This is a genomic window from Raineyella fluvialis (assembly GCF_009646095.1).
Lineage (GTDB): Bacteria > Actinomycetota > Actinomycetes > Propionibacteriales > Propionibacteriaceae > Raineyella > Raineyella fluvialis.
Window position 1 is genome coordinate 3113491 of the sequence record NZ_CP045725.1, and the last position, 20972, is coordinate 3134462.

At 70.0% G+C, this 20972-nt stretch carries 20 protein-coding genes and 1 pseudogene; 10 read left to right on the plus strand and 11 right to left on the minus strand.

Annotated features, from left to right (window positions below; all coding sequences use genetic code 11):
- The first annotated feature begins 97 nt into the window (after positions 1–97).
- The 4 genes from Rai3103_RS14260 (at position 98) to Rai3103_RS14275 (ending at position 3868) form a co-directional block, all read left to right on the plus strand.
- Positions 98–523, plus strand: coding sequence for an OsmC family peroxiredoxin (locus Rai3103_RS14260; protein WP_153573130.1), 426 nt, complete (start codon positions 98–100; stop codon positions 521–523).
- A gap of 170 nt (positions 524–693) precedes the next feature.
- Positions 694–1464, plus strand: a complete 771-nt coding sequence (gene ygiD / locus Rai3103_RS14265; protein ID WP_228488946.1) for a 4,5-DOPA-extradiol-dioxygenase — start codon at positions 694–696, stop codon at positions 1462–1464.
- Between the two features lie 134 nt (positions 1465–1598).
- A complete protein-coding gene (locus Rai3103_RS14270; protein WP_153573131.1) occupies positions 1599–2123 on the plus strand; it encodes a 2'-5' RNA ligase family protein in 525 nt (174 codons plus the stop codon).
- 80 nt (positions 2124–2203) lie between these two features.
- Positions 2204–3868: an N-acetylmuramoyl-L-alanine amidase gene (locus Rai3103_RS14275; protein WP_153573132.1), complete on the plus strand. Its 1665-nt coding sequence runs from the start codon at positions 2204–2206 to the stop codon at positions 3866–3868.
- Positions 3869–3949: 81 nt separating this feature from the next.
- Here Rai3103_RS14275 and Rai3103_RS14280 read toward each other — a convergent pair whose 3' ends face one another.
- From Rai3103_RS14280 to Rai3103_RS14310, 8 genes and pseudogenes are all read right to left on the minus strand, one after another.
- Positions 3950–5872 (minus strand): permuted SH3 domain-containing protein, encoded by a 1923-nt coding sequence (locus Rai3103_RS14280; protein ID WP_153573133.1) that lies wholly within the window; start codon positions 5870–5872, stop codon positions 3950–3952.
- 55 nt (positions 5873–5927) lie between these two features.
- Positions 5928–7154 (minus strand): ABC transporter permease, encoded by a 1227-nt coding sequence (locus tag Rai3103_RS14285; RefSeq protein ID WP_153573134.1) that lies wholly within the window; start codon positions 7152–7154, stop codon positions 5928–5930.
- Positions 7154–7369 (minus strand): hypothetical protein, encoded by a 216-nt coding sequence (locus Rai3103_RS18800; RefSeq protein WP_338420029.1) that lies wholly within the window; start codon positions 7367–7369, stop codon positions 7154–7156. Before Rai3103_RS18800 ends, Rai3103_RS14285 begins: the two co-directional genes overlap by 1 nt.
- A 21-nt stretch (positions 7370–7390) precedes the next feature.
- Positions 7391–7845: pseudogene (locus Rai3103_RS19135) on the minus strand (ABC transporter ATP-binding protein); the annotation flags it as partial.
- Complete coding sequence (locus Rai3103_RS14295) at positions 7845–9143, minus strand: efflux RND transporter periplasmic adaptor subunit (RefSeq protein ID WP_194793155.1); 1299 nt, start codon at positions 9141–9143, stop codon at positions 7845–7847. The gene Rai3103_RS14295 and the pseudogene Rai3103_RS19135, both read right to left, overlap by 1 nt.
- 217 nt (positions 9144–9360) lie before the next feature.
- A complete protein-coding gene (locus Rai3103_RS14300; RefSeq protein WP_153573136.1) occupies positions 9361–10386 on the minus strand; it encodes a heparan-alpha-glucosaminide N-acetyltransferase domain-containing protein in 1026 nt (341 codons plus the stop codon).
- Positions 10387–10421: 35 nt separating this feature from the next.
- Positions 10422–11636, minus strand: coding sequence for an NAD(P)/FAD-dependent oxidoreductase (locus tag Rai3103_RS14305; RefSeq protein WP_153573137.1), 1215 nt, complete (start codon positions 11634–11636; stop codon positions 10422–10424).
- A gap of 157 nt (positions 11637–11793) precedes the next feature.
- Complete coding sequence (locus Rai3103_RS14310) at positions 11794–12417, minus strand: DUF3105 domain-containing protein (protein WP_228488947.1); 624 nt, start codon at positions 12415–12417, stop codon at positions 11794–11796.
- Between the two features lie 151 nt (positions 12418–12568).
- Here Rai3103_RS14310 and Rai3103_RS14315 point away from each other — a divergent pair, with 151 nt between their 5' ends.
- The 6 genes from Rai3103_RS14315 (at position 12569) to Rai3103_RS14340 (ending at position 17798) form a co-directional block, all read left to right on the plus strand.
- Positions 12569–13315, plus strand: a complete 747-nt coding sequence (locus Rai3103_RS14315) for an HNH endonuclease family protein (RefSeq protein WP_228488948.1) — start codon at positions 12569–12571, stop codon at positions 13313–13315.
- A 53-nt stretch (positions 13316–13368) separates the two neighbouring features.
- The gene (locus Rai3103_RS14320; RefSeq protein ID WP_153573139.1) at positions 13369–14091 is read left to right on the plus strand and encodes a competence/damage-inducible protein A; all 723 of its coding nucleotides are present in this window, start codon (positions 13369–13371) and stop codon (positions 14089–14091) included.
- A gap of 65 nt (positions 14092–14156) precedes the next feature.
- Positions 14157–14876: a PIG-L deacetylase family protein gene (locus tag Rai3103_RS14325; RefSeq protein WP_153573140.1), complete on the plus strand. Its 720-nt coding sequence runs from the start codon at positions 14157–14159 to the stop codon at positions 14874–14876.
- On the plus strand, positions 14860–15528 hold the full coding sequence (gene thpR, locus Rai3103_RS14330) for an RNA 2',3'-cyclic phosphodiesterase (protein ID WP_153573141.1): 669 nt from the start codon (positions 14860–14862) through the stop codon (positions 15526–15528). The genes Rai3103_RS14325 and thpR overlap by 17 nt, the downstream gene beginning before the upstream one ends.
- Positions 15529–15537: 9 nt before the next feature.
- Positions 15538–16056: a DUF2231 domain-containing protein gene (locus Rai3103_RS14335; RefSeq protein ID WP_153573142.1), complete on the plus strand. Its 519-nt coding sequence runs from the start codon at positions 15538–15540 to the stop codon at positions 16054–16056.
- 188 nt (positions 16057–16244) lie between these two features.
- A complete protein-coding gene (locus Rai3103_RS14340) occupies positions 16245–17798 on the plus strand; it encodes a glucosaminidase domain-containing protein (RefSeq protein WP_194793156.1) in 1554 nt (517 codons plus the stop codon).
- Between the two features lie 141 nt (positions 17799–17939).
- Here Rai3103_RS14340 and Rai3103_RS14345 read toward each other — a convergent pair whose 3' ends face one another.
- The 3 genes from Rai3103_RS14345 to Rai3103_RS17055 all read right to left on the minus strand — a co-directional run bounded on the left by Rai3103_RS14345 (position 17940) and on the right by Rai3103_RS17055 (position 20902).
- Positions 17940–19664: an AMP-binding protein gene (locus Rai3103_RS14345; protein ID WP_153573144.1), complete on the minus strand. Its 1725-nt coding sequence runs from the start codon at positions 19662–19664 to the stop codon at positions 17940–17942.
- Between the two features lie 147 nt (positions 19665–19811).
- A complete protein-coding gene (locus Rai3103_RS14350; RefSeq protein WP_194793157.1) occupies positions 19812–20669 on the minus strand; it encodes an AbrB family transcriptional regulator in 858 nt (285 codons plus the stop codon).
- Complete coding sequence (locus Rai3103_RS17055; protein WP_194793158.1) at positions 20663–20902, minus strand: AbrB family transcriptional regulator; 240 nt, start codon at positions 20900–20902, stop codon at positions 20663–20665. The genes Rai3103_RS14350 and Rai3103_RS17055 overlap by 7 nt, the downstream gene beginning before the upstream one ends.
- Positions 20903–20972: the final 70 nt, after the last annotated feature.

Below are 20972 nucleotides of genomic sequence, written 5' to 3' on the forward strand. Positions count from 1 at the left end.
GAGGGAACGAGAAATGGCCGCGGGAGTCTGCCCCGAGCCGATCCTTCGCGTTATTGTGACGAGGGCAACGACATCCCCCAGCATGAGGAGCATTCCAATGGCGAAGTCCACGGTCAGCACGGCCACCACGCATTGGGAAGGCAATCTTTTCGACGGCAAGGGACAGACGACCCTGGCCACCTCGGGTGTGGCCACCTTCGACGTGAACTGGGCCAAGCGCGCCGAAGCCGGTCAGGGCACCACCAACCCCGAAGAACTCCTGGCCGCCGCACTGGCCACCTGCTACAGCATGGCGCTCAGCAACGCACTGGCCCAGGAGGGCCATGACCCGTCCACTCTGGACACGGAGGCAGCGGTGACCTTCGTCCCCGGCGAGGGTGTCACCGGCGCCACCATCACCGTCCGGGGAGACGTACCCGGCCTCAGCGCCGAGGACTTCCGCGCCAAGGCCGAATGGGCGAAGGACAACTGCCCGGTCTCCCAGGCCCTGAGGGCGGTTCCCAAGGAACTGCGGGTCGCCTGACAGTAGTCGGCGAGTCCGACGCAGCGGTCGCCCTTGCTGAAGGGCGGCCGCTGTTCTTCCCCCGGCGCTGCGGAGCTTCCTGGCACCACGCAGGTGTGACGACCACCGAGGTCGGTGGTCAGGTCTAACGTTGGGCGCGGCCCACAAGCTCACCAGGATGGAGCACCCAGATGACCACAGGGACGTCACCGCAGACCATGCCCGCGGCTTTCGTCGGTCATGGCACCCCGATGAACGCACTCGAGGTCAACCGCTACAGCGGAGCGTGGCGAGAATTCGGTCGGTCGGTGCCCCGTCCCCGCGCGATCCTGGTGATCTCGGCGCATTGGTACATCCAGGCCACGGCGGTGACGGCGATGCGCAAGCCCCGGACGATCCACGACTTCTTCGGCTTTCCGCAACGACTGTTCGACGTGGAGTACCCCGCCCCCGGCATGCCGGAACTGGCCACGGAAGTCGCCGATGCGGTGCATCCGATGTGGGTGGGCGCTGATCGGGACTCCTGGGGGATCGACCACGGCGCCTGGTCGGTGCTCGTGCATGCCTTCCCCGACGCCGACATCCCCGTCGTCCAGCTCAGTGTGAACGCGGGGAAGCCACTGGACTACCACGTCGAACTGGGCGCCAGGTTGGCATCGCTACGTGAGCGCGGCGTCCTCGTACTGGCCAGTGGGAACGTCGTCCACAATCTGCGTGCGGTGGACTGGAAGCAGCCCGATCTCGGTTTCGACTGGGCACGTCGTTTCAACGAGGACGCGAAGGCCCTTCTCCGGTCGGACGCGTCCCGGCTGGCTGGGCTGGTGGATCACCACGACTACGCCGCGGCGGTCCCCACCCCCGATCACTTCCTGCCTCTGCTCTACCTGGGGGCCTGGCGGGAGCTGCGGGAACGTCGCCGGAGGTCCTCGTCGACGGCTACACGTACGGGTCGCTCTCGATGACCGCGTACACGCTGGGCCTGTCCTGCGAGGTCGACCCGCAACTGCCCGGGGAGGCGGCCTACGACGGCGACGCGCCGGCAGACGGCACGAACCTCTGAGCCGCGCGATCGTCTGTGCGGGGGGATGATAGGGCCATGTCCCTCGCCGTCTGCCTGCTCTTCGACCGGGAGGGTGACCACGCCATCCGCGAGATCTGGACCCGGCTGGAGGACGAGGGAATCCCCACGCTCCTCACCCACACCCACGGGCGCCACCGTCCGCACCTGTCGTACGCGGTCGCGGTGCGGTGGGACCTCATCCGGATCCGCGAGCAGGTCGAGCCGTTGCCTGATGCCGGTCCCTTCCCGCTCGAGTTCCACGGCATGCTCGCCTTCTCCCGGGGGAGGGCGGCACTCGCCGCCTCGGTGAGCGCCGCCGTCGCGCTGCGGCAGGAATCGGTCTCGACGTCGGTGTCCGCCGCCGGCGCCGAGCTGCACCGGCACTACGCGCCGGGTCGATGGATACCGCACGTGTCGCTGGCGACGCGGGCGAAGGAGTCCCAGTTGCCGCTGGTCGCCCGGGCCGTGTCCGACGCGTTGCCCCTGACGGTCCAGGTGGTCCGAGCGGCCTTGATCGACAGTTCCACGGGAGACATCTGGGGGTTGGACACGATTCCCTGAGTGTCAGGTGAATCACTCGCGTACGGCCCTGCCGCGCCGTAGCGTTTCCCCGTCGCGTCACATCGTCGGGGGAGTGCAGCATGTCACGGATCACCAGGGCCGCACGCCGGATCGTCGCTGCCGTCGTCGTCGCCGTTGTAGCTGCTGCCGCGGCGGGGGTCGCGCCGGCCAGGGCAAATCCGGCCCCGCGTTCCCAGCAGGACACCCGGTCCGTGGGCCAGGGCCCGGTGGCGCTCGGGTTCCCCATCCAGTACTTCGGTGTCATCGCCGACCTGGTCCCCGGCGCCGTCCCGCGTGACGACGGTCCCGCCCCCTACGGCGAGGCGCGCTTCCGGGTGGGCGGTAAGTGGACCGACTGGCAACCGCTGGAGCAGGACGGGGCCCAGGCCGCGGGTCACTTCACCGGAGCCCTCGTCGACGTCGCCGAGGCTGACGCCTATCAGGTCCGCAACCTTCCGTCCTGGGGCACCGGGTGGCGTGCTGCCGCGATCAACACAGCCCGTGGCGTGCCCGAAGGGTTGTTGCCGCGAGCCTCGGCGGCCTCGACGGCCTCCTGCCGGTCCCGTGCCGACTGGGGCGCCGACGAGAGCATCAGCGGCTGGTCCCATGGCGATGTCCAGGCCTTCTCGCCCGCCCAGGTCCTCACCGTCCACCACACGGCCGGGTCCAACGACCCGAACCAGGACTACGCCGCGACCGTACGAGCCATCTACGTCTACCACGTGCAGTCGAACAAGTGGTCCGACATCGGCTACCAGTACCTGATCGACGGCAAGGGCGTGGTGTACGAGGGGCGCAACTCCGGGCACACCAGCCTCTCCTGCCTGACCCAGGGCGGCGACGGCCACGACTTCGCCCACCAGACCAGCACCGACCAGATCGTCACCGGCGCGCATGTCGCCAACTACAACTCCGGCAACGTCGGCATCGCTCTGATGGGTTGCTTCGAGAACAGCAGCGCCTGCTCCGGTGACACAAACCCTCCCGCGCCCGCGGTGGACAGCCTCGAATCCCAGATCGCCGCACTGTCGGTCCGCCACGGCCTCACGCCCACGGGGACGACGCACTACGTGAACCCCGTCTCGTCAGCGACCAAGGACATCGCCACCGTGTCCGGCCACCGTGACTGGGACGCAACCGCCTGCCCCGGCGGCAACCTCTATGGGCAGCTGCCGACCATCCGCTCGACCGCGGCGGCCCGGATGGGCGCGCCCGGAGCCACCACGCCGGACGCGCCCGGGGGCTTCAGCGCCATCGGCGCCGCGGCCACGGTGACGCTCAATTGGTCCCCGCCCGCTGACGGCGGATCACCGATCACCGGATACCAGGCCTTCCGCGGCGCCGGCCCCGACGTGTCTGCGGCGAGCACGCTCGTCTATTCGGGGGCAGCCACCTCTGCGTCGGACCGACCGCCGGGCGGAACGTACTACTACGCCGTACGTGCCTGTAACGCCGTCGGATGCGGCCCCCTCACCGTGGCCGGGCCCGTGTCCGTGACCGTCGCCACGATCACCAGCGCGACGTGCACGGCCACAAAATGCTCCTTCGCCGGGACGGGCGCCGGCACGCTGCAGTGGAGCTTCGGCAGCACGGCAAGCCCCGCGACCGCCACGGGCAGTCCGGTCACCACGTCCTACTCCACGTCGGGCACCTACACGGTCCGGCTCACCGACGGAAACCAGACCAGTGCCACCCGTACCGTCGTCTGCAGCAAGGTCCGTAAGGGGATCAGCTGCAAAGTCTGACCACACCTATCGTTCGGGTGCGATTCCCGGTCACTGAGCGCCACGTCGACCGAAGCGGTCGGCGTGGCGCTCTGCCGCGTCTCAACCGCGCGGGCCGGCAGTGCTCGACGGGCTGGGCGCGGCGCCGCCCCCAGTGGGGCCCGCGGCCGCGCCACCTCCGGTGCCTCGGAAGGCCTGACGGGTGTTGGCGAGGTTCAGACTGGGCAGAGGAGCGTTGACGTCGGCGAGCACGACCACGTCGTTCGAGCCGATGCCGCTGAGCACCTGCACCCGGCCCTGACCGCGGGCTCCGACGGAGACGTCCACCGTGCGGGTCGTGCCCTCACTCAGAGTTGTCACCTGAGTCGCGCCCGTCGAGGTGGTGGCGAGGGCGGAGGAGGGGATGACCAGGGCGCCGGCGAGTGAGGTGGTGACGATCGAGGTAGTGGCCGGTGCTCCTTCGGGTAGGCCGTCCGCGCCGGTGGGGACCGTGATGACCACCGGGTAGCTGGGCGCGTCGGTGCCGGAGCCTGAGGACGGGAGGGCTCCGACCGCGGACAGGGTGCCGTCGAGGGTGGTGGACGAACCGACCGTACGGACCTGGACGTGGTCGCCGACCGCGACCTGCTCCAGATCCGCCAGGGCCGCGGTGGCGTTCACCTGGGCGGCGCCGGGGCCGACGATGACGATGCCGTGAGAGGCCGTGGCCCGGTTGCCGCTGCTGATGTCGACGGCCCCGACGACCCCACTGATCGGTGCGGTGAGGGTCGCCGCATCCAGATTGTTCTGCGCCTGGGTCTGCTGCTGCTGTGCCGTCGCGAGCGTGCCCTGATCAGCGAGCAACTTGGCTTCGGGACTCATCGCCCCGCCCCCGGCCTGGCCGCCGGTGGCGGTCCCACTCTTGGTGGCGGATGCCTTCGCCGCCGAGGCCGCGGCGGATGCCTTCGCCGCCGAGGCCGCGGCGGCTGCTGCCGCCGCGGATGACGAGGTGGTCGGCGCACCGGCAGCGGCGAGCCCGCCCCCAGCGGTCGAGCCGGCTGCTCCTGCGCCGGCAGCACCAGCGCCGGCGGTCGAGGCCGCGGTCTGGGCCGCGGTCGACAACACGGTGGCGGCCTCATGCTCGGCGGTGCTCAGGCCCTGCAGCGCCGTGAGGCAGCGCGAGAGGGCGCCCGCGTCGGGGTTCTGCCCGGATGCGGTGGGTGCGGGGCTCGGGCTCGGACTCGGGCTGACCGGACCGACGCTCGGGGTGGGACTCGGGCTGGGGGTGGCGCTGGGACTCGGGCTGGCGGTCACGCTGGGACGAGGGCTGCTCCCGGGACCGGGCAGGCCGGTCACGGTGTCGGCGTGGTCGGCGACCGTCTTCGCCGTGGGAGGGCCGAGGACCGGACTCGTCGTCACCCTGCCCGACCCCAAGCCGCCGAGGACGTCCTTGCACTGGCCGTCCACGGCGTTCTGCGCCTGCGACACCGCGGCCATCGCCTTCGCGATCTCGGCCTGTGACGCCTTTGCGCCCGAGGAAGCAGTCCCACCGACGGTTGTGGTGCTGTGGGAACCCGAGGTTGCACCCGTGGTCTTCCCCGCGGCGGCGGCGGCGCCCGACGTCGACTGGCTGGTCGTGGAGCTGCTGGCGGCGGGCGCCGACGGGGTGGCGGTGGAGGCGGCCGCCTGGTCCTGTTCGATGGCCAGTTCGGCGGCGGCCACCTGGGACTTCGCCTCGAGGAGGGCCGCCTGCAGCGGCGCACCGTCCATGGTGGCCAGCACGTCACCGGCGTTGACCTTCTGGCCGGCATGCACGGCGACCCACGTCACCACCCCCGATGTCGGGAAGGTGGCGGTGACTTCATTCACGTGGGTGAGGGTTCCGCTCAGGGAGACGGTCGCGGTGAGGTCGCCGCGTGTGGGCGTGGTCGTGCGGTAGTGATCCGCAGACGCGTTCGTCCCCGTGCTCACGGCGTACGTCGTGGCGGCGGTCGCCACGACCGCGACCGTCACCACGCCCGCGATCACCATCCGACGACGGTTCATCGTGTCTCCTCCTCGACCCGCCGGTCACGCGGCACTGACGTGTTACTCATGGCCCTCACTCCGTCCGCAACGCATCGATCGGCGCCAGCCGCGCGGCCCGTGCTGCCGGGTAGACACCGGCGATCACGCCGATGAGCAAGGACACCACCAGGGCGACCAGTGTGGCGGGCAGGGTCGGAGTGACCTGGAACTTGACCACCTGCGACAGGAGCGCCGCGCCGACCAGGCCCAGCACGACACCGGCCAGGCCACCCATCAGGCCCAGCAGGCTGGCCTCGGTGAGGAACTGGCGCAGGATGGCGGCGGGTGTTGCCCCGAGCGCCTTGCGCAGCCCGATCTCACGCGTACGTTCCGTCACTGAGACCAGCATGATGTTCATCACCCCGATCCCGCCGACCAGCAGCGAGATGGCCGCGACACTGCCGAGCAGCGCCGTCAGGGTCTGGGTGGTGGTGGCGATGGTGTCGACCAAGGTCTGCTGGGAGTTGACCGAGAAGTCCTGGGTGTCGGGCGTCGTCCCGTGGGCGGTGTTCAGCGCCGCCGAGGTCTCCTGATAGGCGGCTGACAGCACGCCCTGTCCCGCGGCGGACAGGTAAATGGTCGAGACCGTGAGTCCGGAACCTCCCTGGATCCGCTGGGCATGGGTGGCGATCGGGACGACGACAAGATCGTCCTGGTCACCCGTGATGGAGCTGCCGGCGGAGTTGAGTACGCCGATGATGGTCAGCGAGACGCCCTTCACCTGGATGGTCCGGCCGACGGGCGACCGATTACCGAAAAGGTTGGTCGCCGTCGTCGTCCCGATCACGGCCACCGGCGCTTGGGCGGCGTTCTCGTCATTGGTGAAGAAGCGTCCCTCGGTCAGCGTCCTGGCCCGGACGGTGGTCCAGTCGGTGGTGCTGCCGATGACCTGGGTGGTCCAGTTCGTGTCGCCGGCGACGACCGAGGTCGACGTCTGCACCACCGGTGCCACGGCTTCGACATCCGGGGCGACCGTACGATCCGCGAGCATGCTCGCGTCGTCGAGGGTCAGCGTCGTGGCGGTCCCGGTCCCTCCACGGACGCCGGTGAGACTCGTCGTGCTGCCGGGCGCGACGATCAGGAGGTTGGATCCGAGGGCGTTGATCCGGCCCGTGATCTGGGCCTGGGCGCCCTGGCCGAGCCCGACGGTCAGCATCACCGCGGCGATGCCGATGAGGATGCCGAGCATGGTCAGGGCGGAGCGCAGCTTGCGACCGAGGATGGCCGTGACGGCCGTGCGCAGGGTCTCGCGGAAGTCCATCACGCCACCTTCCCGGTCTCCAGGGCGCTGAGCAGCCCGTCGCGGATGGCGTACTGGTGCACCGAGCGGAGGGCGACCTCATGCTCGTGAGTGATCAGGATGATCGTGCGGCCCCGGGCGTGCAGCCCGGAGAGCAGGTTGAGCACGTCGTCGGTGGAGACCGAGTCGAGGTTGCCGGTCGGTTCGTCGGCCAGCAGGATGTCCGGATTGTTCACCAGGGCACGGGCGATGGAGACGCGCTGCTGCTGACCGCCGGACAGTTCTCCGGGCCGGTGCTCGACGCGATCGGCAAGTCCCACCGCTGCCAGCACCTCCCTGGCCCGGGCACTGCGCTCGGCCCGGGGACCCCCGCGTAGGCGAGCGGCAGCTCGACGTTCTGCTGCGCCGTCATGCTCGGGAGCAGGTTGAACTGCTGGAAGACGAAGCCGATCGACTTGTTCCGCACCTCCGCCAACTGCTTCTCCGACATGGTGCTGACGTCACGCCCGGCGAGTTCGTAGCGACCCGACGTCGCGATGTCGAGGCAGCCGAGGATGTGCATGAGCGTCGACTTGCCGCTGCCTGAGGGGCCCATGATGGCGACGTAGTCGCCCTCGTCGATGTCCAGGTCGATCCCGCGGAGCGCTTCCAGTGAGATCGTGCCGTTCGAGTAGGTCTTGTGGACGTCGCGGAGCGAGAGGATCGGTGCCATCAGCGTCCGCTCCGGTTACCGCCGAAGAAGCCGCCGCCGACGCCACCCCCACCGCTGCCGCCTCGTTGCGCCCCGGCCGAGGTGCTCGCCGAGGGGTTCGCCGAGCTGCGGGCGAAACCAGTGGTGGGGACGAGAACGTGGTCGCCCGCCGAGAGACCGCCGGTGATCTCGGTCTCCTGACCGACGACCGCGCCCAAGGAGACCGGCGTGTCGGTCGTCGTGCCGTTGGTGTCGACCCGGACCGACGGATGGCCGTTCACCTGGCTGACGGCAGAAGTGGGGACCGCCAGCACGTTGTCGAGCCTCTCGACGACGATCGACGCCGTGGTGGTGCTGCCGATGTAGAGCTGGGTGCCCTTGGTGTCGGTGACATCGACAACCACCGGAAAGGTGGCCGAGGAGGTCCCGCTGCTGCCGGAGGCCGCGTCCGCAACCTGGCTGACACTCTTCACCGAGCCGGCCAGCGTCGTACGACCGTCGGGTGCTGTCAGGGTGACCGCCTGGCCGGCCTTGAGCGAGGGGAGATCGGCGGCGCCGACCGATGTGTCGACCTGCCAGGACGACGTGTCGACGACGACGACGTCGCCGGTCGCACTGGTTGCGTTCGTGCCGGACTGACTCGTCCCCGACAGGCCCGCCGCCGCGGCGGCCGAGATGCCCTGGCTGCCGGAAGCCGAGCCGGACCCGCCGCTCCCGCCGGAGGATCCGGTGGCCACGCCGCCCTTGCTGACGCCGACCTTGGCGACGATGCCGCTGATCGGAGACCTCAGCGTGGCCCCGTCATAGTTGCTCTGGGCCTGCGTCAGCTTGGCCTGAGCCGCGGCCAGCGTCGCCTGGGCGGCCGTCACCTGAGCGGTCGTCGCTGTGGAGGTGAGGGAGTTGACCTGGGCCTGCGCCGAGCTGACCGAAGCACGCGCGCTCTGCAGTGTTGCACCCAGCGCCGCCGAATCCTCGGTCGCGAGGATCTGCCCCTTCGTCACCTTGTCGCCGACGGCCACCTTCACCTCGGTGATGGTGCCCGAGGCGGGGAAGTTCACCGACAGCTGCTGGGCCGGTTGGAAGGTGCCCGTGGCGGTCACCGACCGGGACAGTGAGGTGCGCTGGACGGTGTAGGTGGTCGAACTGGGCGTCGGTGCTGACTGACGGTTGCGGGTCATCAGCGCGATGACCGCCACGACCACCAGAACGACCAGCACGGCCGACGCCACGATGGCGATCGTCCGGCGGCGCCGACGCTGCCGGAGTCGCCGGGGAGGGAGCGCCGTCGTCGCCGATCCCTCGGCAGGAATCTCAGCCATGTGTGCGTACGACCTTCCGTCGTGGTCCCTCCGGAGCGCTCGGATCCTCCCCCGCATCCTTGTGCGGAGTCTTGCGCGTGGCTGTGGATCAGCTGGGAGGGTACGGCCGATCGGGATCCGCGCCGAGAATAGTCCGGGGTACCGCGACGGTGGACGTGGGGTGATGGCTGCGGGGGAGATGCGGGGTTCCTCCGGAGGAACCCCCGGGGGCCCGGTCTCAGAACCGAAGGGCCCAGCCCCGGTGGTCCAGGACCGCGGCGGCACCCAGCAGGACAGCGACCATGACCGAGGCCTGCACAAGGGTGAGCCACGGTGGTGCGCCCGCGTACCAGCCGTCGACGTCCGGCAGGGTGAGAAAGGCCATCGTGATCAGGTGGGCGCAGTAGAGCGGGAGCGGGTGCCGGCCGGGGCTCTGCAGCCAGCCCCAGCGGGTCGGGTGGTCGTCGAGGGCCGCCGCGATCGGGGTGAAGATCAGCAGACAGAGCCCCAGTGCAAGGAGTTCGTACGTCAACGAAGCCCGGTTCTTCGACACCGGGACCCAGCCGGCCAGGCCGAAGGCCAACAGGGCCGCGGTGGCGCCGGCCAGGGCCAGCACCTGGGTCCGCCGGAGGGGCCCGGACGCGCGCTGCCACAGCTCGCCGACGACGCTTCCGATCATCAGGAACCCTCCCCAGGAGATCGACCCGAGGATGCTGTCGAAGGAGATCCCCAGGACGGCCGCGAGGAAGTACCGGTCGAGCAGGGTCTGGTAGAGGACCAGGCAGCCGATTCCGGTGGCCAGGCGCACCCACCACGGCATCATCACCACGGGCAGCAGGAGGAGGGTGGCGGCACCGATCGCCTGCAGCACCCCCCAGGAGAGTTCGAGCGGCCCCGGCGAGGCCGTCAGAGCCTGGCCCCCGCTGATCAGCGCACCGAGACCGAGGAGCATCAGCCCGCGTCGGGCCATGCGGATCCTGACGGATCGCTTGTCCGGGGCCGCCCGCCAGCCCCGGACGCGGCTGCCCGCCACCAAGGCGATGGACAGCATGAACATGGGCGCCACCACGTCGGCGAGCGTGAAGCCGATGTCGGCCGGGTGCTTGAGTGCCTGGGGCACCCAGCGGACCCCGAGACCGAGGTTACCGACCGCCATCAGCAGGACGGCCAGCCCCCGGTACACGTCGATCGCCGCGATCCTCGGTGCCACGGCGGCACCGGCCGTGGCGGCGTGCGCGGCGACGCGACCCGTACGATGCTCCACGTCGATCTCCGGCTGGCGGAGGTCCCGGCCCGGGGTCAGCCGGCCAGGTCGGCGAGGTCCACGGAGGGATCGGTGAGCCGCTCCACCGGCACGCTGTGGCCGATGATGCCGCGCAGAGTGTCGTTGACGTCCCAGATGTTGACGTTCATCGCCGCCGTCACGACGCCGTCACGCAGCCAGAACACGATGAACTCACCGGAGTCGAACGACCCGCGGACGACGGGTTCGTCCGAGGCGAGATTGTTGCCGACGTACTCCATGCCGAGGTCGAACTGGTCGGTGAAGAAGTAGGGCTGCCAGTCGTAGTCGCCCTCGAGTCCGAGGATCGTCCGCGCGCCGAGCGTGCCCGTCCGCAGGGCGTTGTCCCAGTGCTCTCGGCGCAGCCGCTGACCGAGCAGGGTGTTCTCGGCGTTGGCGATGTCGCCGATGGCGAGGATGGCGGGGTCACTGGTGACCATCCGGGCATCCACGACGACACCGTTGCCGACCTCGAGGCCCGCCTGCTCGGCGATGGCGATCCGCGGCACGGCGCCCACGGCGACGAGGACGGCATCGGTCTCGATCTCGCCGTCGTCGGTCACGATGCCTCCTGCCCGGCCGTCGCGTTCGAGGACTCCCCGGGCGGCCACCCCCATCCTCAGGTCGATGCCGTTGCGGACGTGGAGGTCGGCGAAGTACGCGCCGATACGCTCGCCGAGGATGTTGTCCAGGGGCTGCGCATTGGGGGCCACCACCGTGACATCCATCCCGGCCTGCTTGGCCGAGGCGGCCACCTCCAGACCGATCCACCCTGCGCCGATCACGCCGAGGTGGCCGCCGGAGGCGAAGAGCTCCTTGAGCGCGTCGGACTCGTCGAGCTCGCGCAGTGTCATCACTCCAGGAAGTTCGGCGCCGGGCACCGGGATACGACGGGAATCGGCGCCGGTGGCGAGCACCAAGCGGTCGTACGGGAGTTCCTCGCCCGTCGCGAGCCGGACGGTGTGGGCTTCGCGGTCGAGGGAGGCGACGACCTCACCGAGTCGCAGCTGGACATCCTGTTCGGCGTACCAGGACTCGTCGTGCAACCGGATCTCCGTCCGGTCCATGCGTCCCTGCAGGTACTCCTTGGACAGTTTCGTTCGGTCGTACGGGAGTTCGGGCTCCTGCCCGATCAGAGTGATAGGACCCGTGAAGCCCTCGCTGCGTAGGCCCTGGACCAGATGTGCCCCGGCCAATCCCGCTCCGACAACGACGATCCGCTGCTCGGACATGTCCACTCCGTCCTCGGGGACTCCGGCGACCAGCCGGCTGTCCTCCCATGCTAGGCCGCACGGGCCCGGCCGGGCACGAGAAATTGACGCGACAACGACAACGCCGGGCGCCACGGGAGGGCCCCGTACGTCCCGGCGTCGTGGTGCTCCCCGGGTCTCAGGACAGCGGCGTCCCGGTCCCCCCGGAGCATTCGGCACCCGGCTCGGGGGTCTGGGGGCCCTGCTCGTACGTCTTGATGAACGCCGCCACGCGGGGATCCGAGGCGCTGTCGACGGGCAGCTGCAGGCCCCAGGCGTTGAGGACCACCGCGGAACCGAGGCCGGGGTAGGGGCTGACGAGCACGTGGGTGTGTCCCTTGGCATCGGCCTGCAGGACGGACACCTGGTCGGGCGCCAGGTCCGGTGTGTAGGTGATCCAGACCGCGCCGTGCTCCAGGGAGTGCACGGCATTCTCGTTGCGCACCGGCGCGGTGTAGACGCCGCAGTTCTGCGGGGTCGGATCGTGATCGCCGCCGACCGGTGGTGACATCGGGTAGCTCACTGAACTGGTGGTGTGCTTGTTGCTGAGGCCGGAGAACTGTTTCACGGCGTCCAGGGACGTGTCCGCCTTCGGCTGCTGGGCGCGCAGCGCGAGGGGGATCGCGATGGCAGCCACGACAGCCAACGCCGCGACCACGCCACCGATGATGACGATCAGGCGTCGTCGGCGCTTCTTGCGGTCATCGGCGGCCTGCAGCGCGGCGAGGCGTGCGCGACGGTTCGAGGAGTTGTCCGGGGTCACAGTAGCAATGTAGCCAATTGATCAAAGGGTCAACAAAGTCCGTCCTCGTCGGCGTTCGTCGGAGCGACATCCGAGCGACAGCGTCGTCAGTGGTGCGGCGTAGGGTCCAGAGGAACGAGAGGGGAGGCGGGGTGGTCCGAGGGTGGGGAGTGTGACGGCCGGGGTCGTCCTGTCGATGGTGGTCGTGACGGCGGCCCTCAGCGGATGTGCCGCAGCATCCACCCTGTCCTCGCCCGTCTCCGCGGGGTCCACCACCGATGCGTCGAGCACCCAGTCCCCGAGCTCTGCCGACTCCCGCGGCACCGGCACGGCCGTGGCGGCCCTGGCGGCGCTGCCCGTCAAGGGTCGGGCGCCGAAGACGGGCTACCAGCGTTCTGCGTTCGGGCAGGCCTGGGCCGACGTCGACCGGAACGGCTGTGACACCCGCAATGACATCCTGCGCCGCGACGCGAGGGACGTGACGCTCAAGCCCGGGACGAACGGGTGCGTTGTCGCCTCGGGCACCCTGCAGGACCGCTACTCGGGCACGGCGTTCCGGTTCGTCCGCGGCGACGGCCAGGTGGAGATCGACCACGTGGTCGCCCTGTCCGATGCCTGGCAGAAGGGGGCCCAGGCGTGGACCGCCGAGACGCGCGCTGCCTTCGCCAACGACCCGCTCAACCTGGTCGCCACAGAATCCGCGCTCAACCAGCAGAAAGGTGACGGTGACGCCGCCACCTGGCTGCCGCCCTACGGTGCCGGCCGGTGCGCGTACGTCGCTCGCCAGATCGCGGTCAAGAAGACCTATGGCCTGTGGCTGACCGTGGCCGAGCGCGATGCCATGGGACGCGTGCTCGCCGGTTGCCCCCGCGAGCCCCTGCCCTCCGGTGATGACCGGGCACCGCTGGCCGCGGGCTGACACAGCCTCGTCCCCCTGCGGCCGGTCGAAGGCGGATCGCTAGGATCGTGGCCGTGTCCAACCCCACCGCAGCCATCCTCGTGATCGGCGACGAGATCCTGTCCGGACGTACGCGCGACGAGAACATGTACTACCTCGCCGGAGTGCTCAGCGCCCACGGGATCGACCTGCGGGAGGTCCGGGTGGTGCCCGACGACCAGTCCGCGATCGTCGAGGGGGTCAACGCCCTGCGCTGTGCCTACGAGCACGTGTTCACGTCGGGGGGTATCGGTCCCACCCATGACGACATCACCGCGGACGCCATCGCGACGGCGTTCGGCGTCCCGATCGTTGTGGATCCCGAGGCTGAGGAGCGGATCCGCGGATATTGCGCGAAGCGGGGGATGACCTACACCGTGGAGGAGCAGCGGATGGCCCGCATTCCTGCCGGTGCCACGCTGATTACCAATGAGTTGTCCGGCGCGCCGGGCTTCACCGTGGAGAACGTGCACGTCATGGCGGGGGTCCCGGTGATCTTCCGGGCCATGGTGGGGGCGGTCCTCCCCGGCTTGGCGCAGGGACGTCCGCTCACCGTACGTGACTATCGCGTGCAGCGTCCGGAGAGCTCCATCGCCGGTGAGTTGCGCACCCTTGCCGAGTCGTACGGGGATCTCACCATCGGGTCCTACCCGTCCATGCTCGAAGGCCGCTCCGGCACGACCATCGTCGTCCGCGGTCTGGACGCGGACCGTGTCACCGAGGCCATCTCCGCCCTCCACGACGCCTTTCCGGCCTAGCACGGGCCTTTCGTCGCAGCGACGGAGTCCTGTCGCCCCGCCGGTGATCCGTGGTCGAATAGGGCATGAGCACCCTCGAGCGACTGCCCGATGAGGACTTCTCACGGATCCTGTGCGTGGCGGCCCACCCCGACGACCTCGAGTACGGCACGTCCGCGGCCGTGGCGGCCTGGGTGGCGCGTGGCGTGGAGGTGGCCTACCTCCTGCTGACCCATGGAGAGGCGGGCATGGATCGGCCGCCCGCGGAGATCGGACCCTTGCGCGACACCGAGCAACGTGCGGCGTGCGACGCGGTCGGGGTCAGTTCGCTCACCATCCTCGACTTTCCCGACGGTGTCCTCAGCTACGGCCTGGACCTGCGCCGGGCCATCGCCGCGGAGATCCGGCGCTTCCGGCCTGACGTGGTGGTCACCGGCAGCTGGGAGGAGGAAGTGCCCTGGGGCCTCAACCAGGCCGACCATCGGGCGGCCGGGCTGGCCACCCTCGACGCCATCCGCGACGCGGCGAATCCCTGGGTCTTCCCGGTCTCGCCCAGCGTCGGCGCCCCCGACACCTGGCAGGCCCGCTGGCTGTTGGTCAGTGGGGCGAGCCGCCCCACCCACGCCGTCGACGTCACCGGGGATCCACTGGCGCGGGGCATCGCCTCGCTCGCCTCCCACGTCCACTACCTCGCCCACGTCACCGGCCACGCGTCCCCCGAGGACACGCTGCGGGCGGCGACCACTGAGCCCGGCGTCGCCCTCGGGGTCCAGAGCGCGGTGGCCTTCCGTGCCCACCGACTCTGACCCTGCCCTGGCCGCGCCCAGCGTCCGCGACGACGGTGGAGCGGCCGTCGAGCCCGCCGCCCGGCGGATGTTCCTCGCCCTGATGCCGGACCCGGCGGCCAAGGCCAGGCTCAGCAGATGGCTCGCCGTCCCCGGCACCGGGGCGCTGCCGAGCGGATGGCGTACGACCTTGCCGGACAGTTGGCACGTCACCCTCGTCTTCATGGCTGCGGTCCCCGAGGCTGCCGCCGGACGATTGCTCCGCGGCATCACGGAGGTGGCGGCACGGACCCCTCCGCTGCCACTCAACTGGGGCCGCACCGGCGCCTTCCCCCGAGCCACCTCTGCGCGCGTGGCCTGGATCGGCGTCGTGGACGATCCGATCGCGGAGTCAGGCCCGGGTCACCGTGGCGTCGCCGAGTTGGCGAAGGCCTCCCGGCACGCCGCGATGGCGGCCCGCGCGGATCCGGATCGGACGACGTTCCGGGCCCATCTCACCCTCGGGCGGACGGGCCGCGCCCGGGACCTCACGGAGTACCTGGCCCAGCCCGGTGCACCGGAGGGACCGGCCTGGGTGGCCGACCGCATCGTGCTCGTCGAGTCGCGCCTCGGCAAGGGGGAGGGTGGCCGGCCGCGGTACGTCGAGATGGCCTCCTGGCCCCTCAGCTCCTAGGCTGCGACCATGTTCGACGTCATCTTCGGCCTCCCCGTCCACATCCTGGTCTTGCACGCGTACGTCGTTCTGGGGCCCCTGGCCGCGGCCGCTGCCATCGCTTACGCGGCCCGGCCGGCTTGGCGCAGGATACTGAAGTGGCCGGTCGTCGTCCTCGCAGTCGTCACCGGCGTGAGTGCTTTCGTGACGAAGGAGAGCGGGGAGAAGCTCCAGGGCAGGCTCGTGCCTCGGCACGACTCCGGCAGCACCGATCCGCAGGTACGGGCGATCCTCGCCCACACCGAGATCGGGGACGTGGCCGGAATCGTCGGAATCCTCTTCATGCTGGTGGTACTCGTGGCGGTGCTGTGGGCCCTTCGGGAGCGAGCGGGGGAGCGCGCCCAGGGATTCCTCGCCGTTGCTGCGGTGGTGGTGGTGATCGTGGCGGCCGCGAGCCTCCTGGTGTCCGTCGTGTGGGCCGGTCACACCGGCGCCGTGGCCGCGTGGCAGGCCCGGATCGCCGCGACCACGCCGGGTTCCGGGGACTGACACACCAGCCGGCGTCACTGTTCTCGAGGCCGGCTGAGATGTCCTCGCGGACGCGGACGACTGGCTCGGAATCACGCCGAAAAGACATTCGGCTCTCAACCTGAGCTTTAGACTCACAGTTGCCAGGGAGCTGCAGACTTTCTCATCGTGATGGGGTGGAACGAACACTTCGAGTAATCCTGACGGCAGTGGCGTCGGTTCTTCTCGTGTTCGGTGGAGCGATATTCTCCCCGTACGCCAGGGCCGTCGCTCCCTCCACCTACATCAAGCAGACGGTCGACGCGGCGCAGGGCGTCCAGCGCCAATACAAGGTTCCCGCCTCGGTTGCCCTCGCCCAGTCCATCCTCGAGTCCGGTTGGGGAGATTCCTCATTGTCCCGGACGTACCACAACTACTTCGGGATCAAATGCACCTCGCAGAAGAGCCCGTTCCAGCAGGGCTGCGTGTCCCTGCAGACGAAGGAGTATTCGTCGAGCGGTACCTCGATGACGATCGTCGACGGATTCCGGACGTACGCGACCACCGCGGATTCCTTCTCCGACTACGGCCTGTTGCTGAGCTCCCTCAGCCGTTATCGTGCGGCGTTCTCGCACACCGATGATCCGAACCAGTTCATCCGCGATATCGCCGCCGGTGGCTATGCGACCGATCCGCAATACGCGGATCTGGTGATCAGGATCATGCAGCAGTACAACCTGTACCAATACGACAAGATCTCCGTGTCTCCGCCGACCGCGGCGGCGGTGGCGAACGTGACGAGCACAGCTCCCACGGTGACCGCCTCGACCGCCCCCGCGACCACCAAGGCGAGTACCCCGGCAACGGCGACCCCCTCGCCGGCCACCACGACCTCCTCGCCGAGCCGGGCCACCGCGACGGCGACCGCCGCACCCAGCACCGCGCCCAGCCACGCCCCGACCATCTCCGCCTCGGCGGCCGCGAGCACGGCGCCGACGGCCACCGCCGTCTCGACGGACAAGAAGGCCGGCCTGGATAGCGTCATCTGGGTCATCAATCCTCAGACCGACCGGGTGTACTTCAGCGGACCCGTCTATGACGGGAGCGGGAAGCTCCTGGCCAACGCATCCTTCCAGGTCGTCGACACCACCGGCGCCACCCTCGGGACGGTCACCACCGACGCCCAGGGTCGCTTGGACGACTCCCTGCAGCTACCGGCGAACTGGGCCAAGATCCCGAACTTCGAGGTCACCATCCGGATCCAGGGCTCGACCACGACGACCTATACCGAGGGCTCGACGACACTCCCCGCAGGCAACACCGCGGGAGCCCAGTCCGGCGCGCTGACCGGGGCGGATCCCACCGTCGCCTCAGCACGGGACACCGGCCTGGACCGTGACCACCAGCTGCCGACGACGACGAGCCCCTCGGCCTCGTCCCACGCGACCAGCACAGCCACCCCGACCTCCCACTCGGCCACACCGATCTGGCCGGCGGGGCGCGGGACGCCCTCGGCCTCCGGCTCGGTATCCGCCTCGGCTTCCGCCTCGGCGACCCCGTCGCCCTCGCCGTCGGGTTCCACCACTGCGGTGCCGACGACGCCCGCCGCGACCACCGGCGGCGGGTCACCGCTCGTGGACCGCGCAGCGAACGCCATCACCGCTCGACTGCCGCGCACGGGTGGCCCGGCGGCCATCATCGGCCTCCTGGGGCTGGGAACCCTGGCGGCGGGCGCCACCCTGCTCCACTCCTCCCGCAGGCTCGCGCCCCGCGACCAGGACTGAGCATCCGGACCGGCCTCCCACGGGAGCGGTCGGGAAAGAAGGCGGAGGGGCGGACCCATCGGGTCCACCCCTCCGCTCTTCGTCATCCGGAGGTGGGCACGCGACGGCCGATCGACGTGAACAGCCGGGTGCCCGCGCAGCTCAGTGCCGCGACCGCAACTCGGGGAAGTCCTCGTAGCGATACTCCGCCCGGCTGCCCGGTCCGCGGTCCGAGGAGCCATGGGTCGCAGCATGCGCCGCGAGCTCGCGACCACGCAGCGCGACCCGGCGGATCTTGCCGGAGATGGTCTTCGGCAGGTCGTCGAACTCCAGGCGCCGCACCCGCAGGTACGGGGCGAGATGATCGCGGGCGTACGAGAGGATCGACAGGGCTGTCTCCCGGGTGCGCTCGAAGCCCGGCGCGAGCGTGACGTAGGCCTTGGGCACGGCGAGGCGCGTCGGATCGGGCGCCGGCACCACGGCGGCCTCGGCGACGGCCGGGTGCTCCATCAGCACACTCTCGAGCTCGAAGGGCGACACCTTGTAGTCGGAGGCCTTGAACACGTCGTCCGTACGACCGACGTAGGTGATGTAGCCCTCCTTGTCCCGCGTGACGAGGTCCCCGGTGTGGTAGTAGCCACCGGCCTCCACCTGGTGGGTCAGTTCGGGCATCCCCACGTAGCAGTCCATCAGGTTCAGCGGCCGCGGGTCGAGCCGCAGGCAGATCTCGCCGATGTCGGAGGGCTGCCCGGTCTCCGGATCGACGACTTCGATCGGCACGCCCGGCAGGGGCTTGCCCATCGAACCCGGCTTCACGGGCTCACCTGGCGCGTTGCCGATCTGGGCGGTGGTCTCGGTCTGTCCGTACCCGTCGCGGATGGTGAGGCCCCAGCGGTCCTGGACCTTCTTGATCACCTCGGGGTTGAGCGGTTCCCCGGCGCCGACGACCTCCCGCAGCGAAGCCGGAGCCTCGCCCAGATCGGCCTGGATCATCATCCGCCACACCGTCGGCGGAGCGCAGAAGGTGGCGACGTCGACGCGACGCATCTGCCGTAGCAGGTCGTGGGCATCGAACCTGCGGTAGTTGTAGACGAAGATCGTCGCCTCGGCGATCCAGGGGGAGAAGAAGCTGCTCCAGGCGTGTTTGCCCCATCCCGGGGAGCTGATGTTGAGGTGGACGTCACCGGGGCGCACTCCGATGAAGTACGTCGTCGACAGGTGACCGACCGGATAGGAGAGTTGCGTGTGCTGGACGAGCTTCGGTTCCTTCGTGGTGCCCGAGGTGAAGTACTGCAGCACCGGATCGTCCGCGTCCGTCACCACAGGCTGTGGCTCGGACGGATAGTCGTGCGCATCGGCGAACGCGAGCCAGTCGTCATGGGCGGCAGACGTCGTGATGCGCAGGTAGTCGCCGGGCACCGAGTCGAATTTCGGGGTATCGGGCGCGTTGGCGATGACCGCCCGCACCTTGGCCCGGGCGATCCGGTCGGCCAGGTCCTCACTGGTGACGGCTTCGGCCGTCGGCAGGATGACGGCGCCGATCTTCATCACGGCGAGCATGGCGTCCCAGAGCTCGATCTGGTTGCCGAGCATGAGCATCACCGTGTCGCCCTTGCCGACGCCGCGTGCTCGCAGCCAACCGGCGACGGAGTCGGAGCTGCGGACCATGTCGTCGTAGGTCCACTTCCGCTCGCTGCCGTCGGTCTCGCAGATCCACAGCGCCGTGTTCTGGTTCCCTCGGCCGATCGCGTCGACCCAGTCGATGGCCCAGTTGAACGGCCCGGAGATCTCGGGCCAGGTGAAGGCCTCCCGGGCCTCGTCGACACGACCCCGGTAGGACAGCAGGAGGTCGCGCGCGGCGCGGATCTGCTCGGTTGCTCGGCTCAAGGGGCACCTCTGATCTCGAGTGGCGGCGTGGGTTCGCTCGCGTTGGTTACGCCAGCGTAGGTAACGATACGCGGAGCGTCCACCCGATTGCCTGACGGGGACGGACAAGGCTGCCGCCGTCCCGTTGTGCGGTCCCGACAGGCGTTGTCACCGACCGGCGGGGGAAGTCTCCGGTGTCCGCCGGCCGCGCCGCCGCAGCCAGCCCGTCAACAGTGGTGTCAGCGCCAGCATGAGGAAGAGGCGTACGGCCTGCACGCCGGTGATGAAGGTGACGTTGCCGCCCGAAGCTGCGGCGACGGCGAGGACGGCCATCATGCCGCCCGGGGTGGTGGCGAGGTAACCGTCGAGGTCCGGCAAACCGGCGAGCCGGGCCAGCCAGACCCCGGTCACCGCGCTGACACCCATCAGCAGCAGCACCAGCCCGAGCGACAGGGGCAGGACGCGGGCCACGACACCGAGGGCTGCCCGGGTGAAGCCCAGGGTGGCCGACCAACCGATCATCACGTACGCCACGGCGACCACGATCCCGGGAAGCACGGGGGCCGGCAGTCCGCCCGAGATGCTCACCGCTGCGGCTGCGATCATCGGGCCCAGCAGATCTCCGGCCGGCACACGGGACAGGCGCGCCACCAGCACGCCCGCCACGGTGCACACCAGCCCGACGGCGATCCCCCGGCCTGCCGCTGAGGTAGCCGCCGTGACGCCGGCTGGCGGCGCATGGAAGACGTACGCCGCCACGGGGGGAGTCGAGGCGGTGATGAGCAGGACGCGGGTGTACTGAAGGGTGCCGACCATCCGGATGTCACCGCCGAGATCAGCGGCGACGGCGACCAGGCCGCTCGCCCCGCCCGCGGCCATCGAGAGCACCCCGGTGATCCGGTCGACCGCCGGATGAAGCGCGAGCAGGAACCCCGAGCCGAAACTGATCAGCAGGGTGAGCAGGGTGACCGCCAGGACTCCGGCCCATTCCTGCCCCAGCGCGTGCAGTTCGCCGCTGGTCACCATGGACCCAGGGCGGTGCCCACCACCGCTTGTGAGCCGATGCCCAGGAGGGTCGGGACGCGACGTGGTCCCCGTCCGGAGAGCGCGATCGCCGTCCCGGCCACCATCGCCGCGACGATCTCGGGCGAGGGGATCCGGACGACGCGGGCAATCATCACCAGGCCTGTCGTGACAGCCACCAGGACCACCCAGCCGACGGCCCGGGCGCGCGGGGTCGGGTCGATGGAGGTCCTCATGTCCCCAGTCGACCACATCGGCCCGCACACCCCCACGGCTGACCATCGACGGACTAGTGTCGGATCCACC